We start from the raw sequence: 7,991 nt of genomic DNA, 5'->3' as shown, positions 1-7,991 counted from the left end.
CGCAGGCTTCCGCGTCGAGGCTCGGCTGCCGGTCGAGGCGTCGCCGTGATCCGCGTCGTGGTCGCCGATGATCAGGCGCTGATCAGGGCCGGGTTCCGCAGCCTGATCGAATCCGAGCCGGATCTCGAGGTGGTCGGCGAGGCCGGCACCGGCCGGGCCGTGCTCGACCTGGCGCGAGCGGCGCGGCCCGACGTCGTGCTGATGGACATCCGCATGCCCGACGGCGACGGCCTCTGGGCCACCGAGCAGATCGCGGCCGACCCGGCTCTGGCATCCGTTCACGTCGTCATCGTCACCACGTTCGAGCTCGACGAGTACGTCGCGCGCGCCCTCAAAGCGGGGGCGAGCGGATTCCTCGTCAAGGACACCGAGCCCGTCGACCTGCTGCGGGCGGTGCGCGTCGCGGTCGCCGGTGAGGCGCTGCTCTCGCCCGGCGTCACGAAGCGGCTGCTCGAGCAGGTGGCGGCCGGCCGTGCACCGGTCGATTCGTCGCGCCTCGACGTGCTCACCGAGCGCGAGCGCGAGGTCCTGCGGCAGGTCGGCCGAGGGCTCACGAATCAAGAGATCGGGGCGGAGCTGTTCCTCAGTCCCCTGACCGCGAAGACGCACGTGTCGCGCATCATGACGAAGCTCGCCGCGCGCGACCGGGTGCAGCTCGTCGTGATCGCCTACGAGACCGGCCTCGTTCCCTGAGCCTCGAGCGCGGAGGTCGGAGCGCGGGGCGCGGGGCGCGGGGCGCTGCTGGCATCATCGAACGGTGCCCCACGCCGTTCTCGTCGCGCTTCTGCTGCTCGTCGCGGGCATCGCCGCGGGCGTGATCGGAACTGCCGGGGGCATCACGAGCCTGGTCGCGTACCCCGCGCTGCTCGCCACGGGCATCGCGCCGCTCGCGGCGAACGTCACGAGCTCGGTGGCGCTGCTCGGCAGCGGGCTCAGCTCGGCCGGCAGGGCGGCGCGAGACCTCGTGGGCCACGGCGAGACGATCCGCCGCTGGGCCCCCGTCGGTGCCGCGTTCTCGCTCGCGGGCGCGCTGCTGCTGCTCGTCACTCCGGGGCACGTGTTCGACCGGATCGTCCCGTTCCTCGTGCTCGCCGGCTCGCTCGCCCTGGTGCTGCAGCCCGCGATCACGCGCTGGCAGAGTGCGCGCGGCCACCGGTGGCGCGGCGGTGCGGTGTTCGGCGGTCTCGGCGCGGTCACGCTCTACAACGGCTACTTCGGCGCCGGTTCAGGCATCCTTCTGATTGCCCTGCTGCTCTTCACCCGCGAGCCGGTGCTGCACCGCGCCAACGCGATGAAGAACGTGATCCTCGTCGCCTCCGACATCCTTCCCGCCGCACTGTTCATCGCAGCCGGCGGGGTGGTGTGGTCGGCGGCTATCCCGCTCGGCCTCGGCACGGTGATCGGCGGTCTGATCGGGCCGTCCGTCGCGCGGCGCGTGCGGCACGACATTCTGCGGTGGCTCATCGCCGCGTGCGGCTTCGCGCTCGCGATCTGGCTCTTCGTGCGCGCCTGAGCCGCCGCGGCCGGCACCGCGCTGCTCCCTGCGGAGTACGCGCGGTCACTCCCCCGGGCAGATTCGCGCGGACCGGCGCTTCGCGACGCTGGACTCAGTTCAGTTGGCACCGCGAAAGGAAACCCTCATGAACACCGCACTCGCAGCGGCCACCGTCGCCCACTGGGGCGGCCCCGGCCCGTTCTTCCCGTTCTTCATCTTCATTCCGCTGTTCTGGATCGCGGTCATCGTCGCACTCGCGATCGTCTTCGGCCGTCGGCGCCGTGCCATGTGGGGCTACTGGCACGAGCAGGGCGCCGGCTCGGCCGAGCAGACGCTGGCGCAGCGCTACGCCAACGGCGACATCGACGAGCAGGAGTACCGCGCCCGCCTCGAGGTGCTGCGTGCGAACCGCCCGCAGTTCGGGCCCGGCGGCCCGCGCTGAGCTCAACCCGTCGGTCAAGTAGGTCGCTCTGCGCCTCCCCCGCTGGTCGAGTAGGTCGCTCTGCGCCTCCCCCGCCGGTCGAGTAGGTCGCTCTGCGCCTCCCCCGCTGGTCGAGTAGGTCGCTCTGCGACCGTATCGAGACCCCCTTCTGGCAAAGAAAGCGTCTCGATGCGCCCCTCGCGCTACTCGACCAGCGGGCGAGGTGGCTGTAGCCTCGACGAAGTCGTCCACAATCGATGCCCGGAAGGAGTGATGAGCATGACTGAGATCTTCAGCGCCTCCGTGTCCACTTCCTTCCCTGAGGCCGCGCTCTAAGCAACCAACGCGGCCTCCCTCGCATTGGAGACCGCAGTGTCTGTATTCGGCGACGACTTCGTCGTCCCCACCTTCGCCTACGCCGACGTCACTCTCGGCGAAGGCCAGCGCTGGTCGACCTGGCCGGCGACCATGCCCACCGAGCGCGGGCCCGAGCCGCGCCCCGACTGGCTCGTCACCTCGGCGGCCGCCATCGATACCGAGCTCGGCATCGTCAAGACGGGCAAAGAAGCCGACCTGTTCCTGATCGAGCGGGCGGTGCCGGATGCCTCGCCCGGCGTGCCCGGTCAGACATCCGTTCTGGCCGCCAAGCGGTACCGATCGGTCGAGCAGAGCGACTTCCACCGTTCGAGCTCCTACACGGCAGGGCGGCGCGAGCGGCGCAGCCGCGACCAGCGCGCGATCGAGCGGAAGTCGGCATACGGCCGCACCGTCGCGGCAGGGCAGTGGGCCGCCGCCGAGTTCGGCGCTCTCTGCGAGTTCTGGCGCCGCGGGCTGCCGGTGCCGTACCCCGTGCAGATCTCGTACACAGAGATCCTCATGGAGTTCATCGGCGAGGACGGCGTCGCCGCCCCGCGGCTCGCGAACGCCGTGCTCTCGCACGCAGAGCTCGTCGACTGCTTCGACCAGGTGATCGCCATCTTGCACGGCTTCGCGGCGGCGCAGACCGCGCACGGCGATCTGTCGCCCTACAACCTGCTCGTGCACCACGGCCGCGTCGTCGTGATCGACCTGCCGCAGCTCGTCGACGTCATCGCCAACCCGAACGGCTTCGAGCTGCTCGAGCGCGACGTGCGGAACGTCTGCACATGGTTCGAGCGGCAGGGGGTGCCGAACGACGCCGATGCGCTCTTCGCCCAAGTCTGTGCAGAGATCTTCGCGTAGCCGCGCGCGGCGTCAGCAACTCACCCGCTGGTCGAGTAGCTCGCTCTGCAACCCACCCGCTGGTCGAGTAGCTCGCTCTGCGACCGTATCGAGACCCTCTTCTCGCGAGGCCTCTGTGGAAAGCTCGCGCGCCGCATGCCCCGAGCGGCGAGACTTCCCTGATGCCAGCGGTCTACATGCTCGAGTGCGGCGACGGTTCCTTCTACGTCGGCAGCACGCGCAATCTCGAAGCCCGCATCCAGCAGCACATGGTCGGCGCGGGTTCCGAATACACGAGGTGGCGCATGCCGGTGAGACTCGTCTGGGCGATGGAACTCGACAGCGTGGCCAACGCGTACGCACTTGAGAAGCAGATTCAGGGGTGGGGCCGAGCGAAGCGAAGAGCGCTCGTCGAAGGGCGATTCGGCGACCTGAAGGCCCTGGCGAAGAAGAAGTTCGGCAAGCCTCCGGCGGTCGAGTAGCCCGCGCGAAGGCGCGTACCGACTCCCTTTCCTCGCCAGGAGCGGGTCTCGATACGCTCGTACCTCGCTACTCGACCAACGGGACCGGAGCGGGTCTCGATACGCTCGTACCTCGCTACTCGACCAACGAGACTGCAGCGGGTCCCTCCTCGCTGCTCGGCCGGCGGCGCTTCCTACCAGTCGTGCATCGAGCCGTCGAGGAGGCGGTTGACCGGCAGATACGCCGCTTCGTACGGGAACGATGCCGCCGCCTCGTCGTCGTAGCTGACACCGAGGCCCGGCTCCTCCGACGCGTCAAGCATGCCGCCGGCGAACGAGTACGTGGTGTGGAACACGTCGTGCGTGGCGGGCGCGTGCTGCATGTACTCCTGGATTCCGAAGTTCGGAATGGCCAGCCCGAGGTGGATCGCGGCTGCGAGCCCGACGGGCGAGACATCCGTCGGCCCATGGATCCCCGACTTGATCTGGTACACGCTCGCGTAGTCGAAGATCCGGCGCAGCCCCGTGATGCCGCCCGCGTGCGTGATGGGGCTGCGCACGTAGTCGATGAGCTGCTCTTCGATGAGCGTCTTGTAGTCCCAGATCGTGTTGAACACCTCGCCGATGGCGAGCGGGGTGGTCGTGTGCTGGCGCACGAGGCGCAGCGCGTCCTGGTTCTCGGCGGGCGTCACGTCTTCGAGCCAGAACAGGTCGTAGGGCTCGAGGGATTTCCCGAGCTTCGCCGCCTGGATGGGGGTGAGCCGGTGGTGGCCGTCGTGCAGCAGCGGCAGCTCGGGCCCGAACTCGTTCCGCACCGCCTCGAACACGCCGGGAATGTGCCTGAGGTACGCCCGCGTGTCCCAGCTCTCTTCGACGGGCACGGCATTGCGGCGCGCCGGCTCGTAGTCGTAGCGCTCATCGGTGCCGGCGTCTGCCCCGGCCCGCGCATTCGCGGACGACGCGACGCCGTAGACCGAGGGCAGGCCGGGGATGCCCGTCTGGACGCGGATGGCCCGGTAGCCCTCGTCCTGGTGCTCACGGATCGAGTCGAACAGCTCGGGCAGCTCGGCCCCCGAGGCGTGCCCGTAGACGAGCAACCCGTTCCGCGATCTGCCGCCCAGCAGCTGGTAAAGCGGCAGACCTGCCACCTTCGCCTTGATGTCCCACAGGGCCGTGTCGACGGCGGCGATCGAGGCCATCGTGACGGGCCCGCGGCGCCAGTACGCGCCGCGGTAGAGGTATTGCCAGGTGTCCTCGATGCGGTGCGCGTCACGGCCGACGAGCAGCGGCACGACGTGCTCGCGCAGGTACGCGGCCACGGCCAGCTCGCGCCCGTTCAAGGTCGCGTCGCCGAGACCCGTCACGCCGTCATCCGTCGTGATGCGCAGCGTGACGAAGTTGCGCCCGGGGCTCGAGACGAGCACCTCGACCTTGTCGATCAACACGGGTGATTCCTTTCGTCGGGAGCGCACGGAGAGCGCTCAATCCACGCGCGCGAGCCGCGTCCTCACGATCTCGTCGAACGCTTCGATGGTCGCCTGGCATGCCTCGCCGGGTTCCAGCCCCGCCTCGACCCGCGCCGCCATGATGGCCCGCTGTCGCTGCGCGAGCTTCTCGCGGCCCTGCCGCGCGATCTGCTCGAGCCGGTGGGCGATGCGCGGGTTGGCGAAGCGCGGGCGAAGGGCCGCCAGTGCGGCATCCGTCTCGTCATCGGCGAAGCCCAGCACCGGCCGCACCTCGGCCCAGAGCTGCTCGACGACGGCGCGCACCTCGTCGTCGGCCCAAGCCTGGTCGATGGTCTCGAGGCCGCGCAGCAGCCCGAGATAGGTCATGGTCGAGTGCGCGGCGTTCAGCAGCCAGAGCTTGCGCCGCTCGAACGGTGCCACGTCGTCGACGAACCGCACCCCCACGCGGTCCCAGGCGGGCCGCCCCGCGGGGAACTCCCCGGCGATGACCCATTCCGAGAAGGGCTCGGTGATCACCGTGAGCGGGTCGCTCGAGCGCGGCGTGATGCGATCGACCATCGTCGACGGGAACGTCACGTTGCCCTCGACCCAGCGCGCGAGATCGGGGTCGGATGCCTCGGCCAGCCGCACCAGCGCCCCGTGCAGCACCTCGCCGTTGCCCGCGAGGTTGTCGCAGCTCACGAGAGCGAGCGGTCCCGCTCCGGCTCGGCGACGCACCTCGAGGCCCGCGAGCAGCCGCCCGGGGGCGCGCGAAGCCGCAGGGTCATAGCCAGCCTCGGTCACGGTGACCGTCACGACGGCGAGCTCGGGCTCAGAGAACACCGCGGCCCAGGCATCCTCATCGTCGCCCGAGAACGACGCCGCGACGGACGCGATCTTCGTGGCGCGGTCGCCCTCGGCGCCGCGCTCGACCAGCGTGTACCGGTTGCCGGCCGCGGTCATCGCCTCGGCGAGCGCGCGTGAGCGGCCGGTGAACGCCGTGTAGTGCCACTGCTCGGCCGAGCCGAGCGCGTTCGCCCGCTCGGTGTACCACGCCTGGTGCGCGCGGAAGAAGGCGCCGAGGCCGAGATGGGCGAGCCGCGTCATGCCTCGACGTCGGGCCCTTCGCTCTGTGCGGCCTCGAGCGACTCGGCCTCTGCGGCCTCGGCGGCGACCCACTCGGCCCACATCAGCGCGCGCTGATACGAGCCGTGCAGGAACTGCAGGCTGTCGAGCAGGCGCTCGTCCCGCGGGGTGCTCACGTCGGTGAAGTCCTCGAGCGTCACCCAGCCGTCGTAGCCGATCGACACCAGAGCCCGGAACAGCCAGTCGATGTCGACCTGCCCGTCGCGCAGGCTCGACCAGTTGTGCTCCCACATGATCTGGCTGTCGGGGCCCTGCTGGCCGTTCGGCCACCACACGGCGTTTTTGACGTGCACGTGGGCGAGGTACTCGCCGAGGATCTGGAACGCGGTGCCGAGGTCTTCGAAGCCCTCGATGACCTGGTTGCCGACGTCGTGGATGACGCCGATGCGCTCGGGGTCGAGCCCCTCGACGAGGCGATAGGCGGCCGAGGCGCTCGAGACGATCGTGCCGTGGTGCAGCTCGACGAGCACCTTGACACCGTGCGCGGCGGCCCGCTCCACCGCCCACTCGAGGTCGGCGCGGGCGGCCGCGAAGGTCGCGCGGTAGTCGGCCACCGGCACGTGAGGCAGGGTGACGCGCACCTGCCCCGCGCCGAGTGCGGCGGTCGCGGCGAGCAGGCGCTCGACGTCGTCGTGATCGGATGCCTGCGCGTAGCCCCCGATGGCGGAGAAGTCGAGCCCGGCCTCCCTGGTGATGCGCAGGATCTCGGGCACGGCTTCCTCGAGACCGGTCAGCGGCCAGGTCGCCCGGTTGCCTGCCCAGTAGCCCGGCTCGTCGGCCTCGTCCTGATCGGTGATGCGCCACTCGATGCCGTCCCAGCCTTGGGCGGCGATCGCTGCGGCCGCCTCCTGCGGGGTCCATTCAGGGGTCGAGGCGGTGAAGACGGAGAAGCGCATCAGGACGGTTCCTCTGCAGGGTTCGGGTCGAAGGTGACGTCGTCGTGGGCGCCCCCGAGGATCTCGTCGATGCCGACCTCTACACCGAGGGCGGCCGAGACGTAGAGCGCACGCACTACTGCCAGCGAGAGTAGCGCCTCTTCGACCCCCACCGCGGGCGCGCGCCGCTCGCGGATCGCCGCCACGATGTCGTCGTACTGCCTGCGGTGCGCCTGCGCGAACGCGTCGTCGGGAAGCCGAGCGCCTGCGAGGTGCTCGGGCGGCACGAGCTGCGCCGCGAGGTTGCGCGGCCCGCCGCGGGTCGGGTCGGCGTTCGAGTCGGGCGCCGACCCGTCGTCGCCCAGCCCGCGCGCATAGAAGTACTCGAGCTGGTCGTGGTCGATGAGCGCAGAGCCCCGCGACCCGTGCAGGTTGAGCCGGACGCTCAGACCCGGGAACGCCGCGGTGGTGGTGTGCAGCACGGCGATCGCCCCGCTGTCGAAGCGCACCGTCGCGGCGAGCGTGTCCTCGACCTCGATGCCTGTGTGCGCGAGCGCCGCGGCGTAGGCGAACACCGCGACGGGCCGCCCCAGGAACCACACGAGCAGGTCGACCGTGTGCACGCCCTGGTTCATGGTCGAGCCGCCGCCGTCGAGCGCCCAGGTGCCGCGCCACTCTCCCGAGTCGTAGTACTCCTGGCTGCGCCACCAGCCGACCGTCGCCACAGCACTCGTCAGCCGGCCGAGGCGGCCGCCGTGCGCGGCATCCGCCACGACGACGGAGGCGGGGTCGAAGCGGTGCTGGCTTATCACGCTCACCACCTGCCCACGGGCGGATGCCTCGCGTGCGGCCTCTCGCAGCGCGAGCGCCTTCCCCACGGTCGTGTCGACCGGCTTCTCGATCACGACGTGGCAGCCCGCCGCGAGCGCCTCGAGCCCCAGCTCGACG

Annotated in this window: 9 protein-coding genes; 5 read left to right on the top strand and 4 right to left on the bottom strand. The window is 70.5% G+C overall.

What is annotated here, in order from left to right; all coding sequences use genetic code 11:
• Positions 1-45 precede the first annotated feature (45 nt).
• The 5 genes from ACM2XV_RS10210 to ACM2XV_RS10190 all read left to right on the top strand — a co-directional run bounded on the left by ACM2XV_RS10210 (position 46) and on the right by ACM2XV_RS10190 (position 3,598).
• Positions 46-693 (top strand): response regulator, encoded by a 648-nt coding sequence (locus tag ACM2XV_RS10210; protein WP_344773832.1) that lies wholly within the window; start codon positions 46-48, stop codon positions 691-693.
• Positions 694-757: 64 nt separating this feature from the next.
• Positions 758-1,513 carry a sulfite exporter TauE/SafE family protein gene (locus tag ACM2XV_RS10205; protein ID WP_487026853.1) on the top strand — a complete coding sequence of 252 codons (756 nt, stop codon included), beginning with the start codon at positions 758-760 and terminating at the stop codon, positions 1,511-1,513.
• A 127-nt stretch (positions 1,514-1,640) separates the two neighbouring features.
• The gene (locus ACM2XV_RS10200; RefSeq protein ID WP_344773828.1) at positions 1,641-1,937 is read left to right on the top strand and encodes an SHOCT domain-containing protein; all 297 of its coding nucleotides are present in this window, start codon (positions 1,641-1,643) and stop codon (positions 1,935-1,937) included.
• 351 nt (positions 1,938-2,288) lie between these two features.
• Positions 2,289-3,137 (top strand): serine protein kinase RIO, encoded by an 849-nt coding sequence (locus ACM2XV_RS10195; RefSeq protein ID WP_487026852.1) that lies wholly within the window; start codon positions 2,289-2,291, stop codon positions 3,135-3,137.
• Positions 3,138-3,298: 161 nt separating this feature from the next.
• Positions 3,299-3,598 (top strand): GIY-YIG nuclease family protein, encoded by a 300-nt coding sequence (locus ACM2XV_RS10190; protein ID WP_487026851.1) that lies wholly within the window; start codon positions 3,299-3,301, stop codon positions 3,596-3,598.
• A gap of 173 nt (positions 3,599-3,771) precedes the next feature.
• Here ACM2XV_RS10190 and manD read toward each other — a convergent pair whose 3' ends face one another.
• The 4 genes from manD to ACM2XV_RS10170 form a co-directional block, all read right to left on the bottom strand.
• Positions 3,772-5,022 carry a D-mannonate dehydratase ManD gene (gene manD, locus ACM2XV_RS10185; RefSeq protein ID WP_487026850.1) on the bottom strand — a complete coding sequence of 417 codons (1,251 nt, stop codon included), beginning with the start codon at positions 5,020-5,022 and terminating at the stop codon, positions 3,772-3,774.
• A 36-nt stretch (positions 5,023-5,058) separates the two neighbouring features.
• Positions 5,059-6,129 (bottom strand): mannitol dehydrogenase family protein, encoded by a 1,071-nt coding sequence (locus ACM2XV_RS10180; protein ID WP_487026849.1) that lies wholly within the window; start codon positions 6,127-6,129, stop codon positions 5,059-5,061.
• Positions 6,126-7,064 carry a sugar phosphate isomerase/epimerase family protein gene (locus ACM2XV_RS10175; RefSeq protein WP_487026848.1) on the bottom strand — a complete coding sequence of 313 codons (939 nt, stop codon included), beginning with the start codon at positions 7,062-7,064 and terminating at the stop codon, positions 6,126-6,128. Before ACM2XV_RS10175 ends, ACM2XV_RS10180 begins: the two co-directional genes overlap by 4 nt.
• Positions 7,064-7,991: Gfo/Idh/MocA family protein (locus ACM2XV_RS10170; RefSeq protein WP_487026847.1), on the bottom strand; the 928-nt coding region annotated here is incomplete at its 5' end. The genes ACM2XV_RS10170 and ACM2XV_RS10175, both read right to left, overlap by 1 nt.

The organism is Gryllotalpicola sp. CP2-P1, from assembly GCF_057512245.1.
Note: the sequence above shows the minus strand (reverse complement) of the source record. Positions and strands in the feature narration are given on the sequence as shown.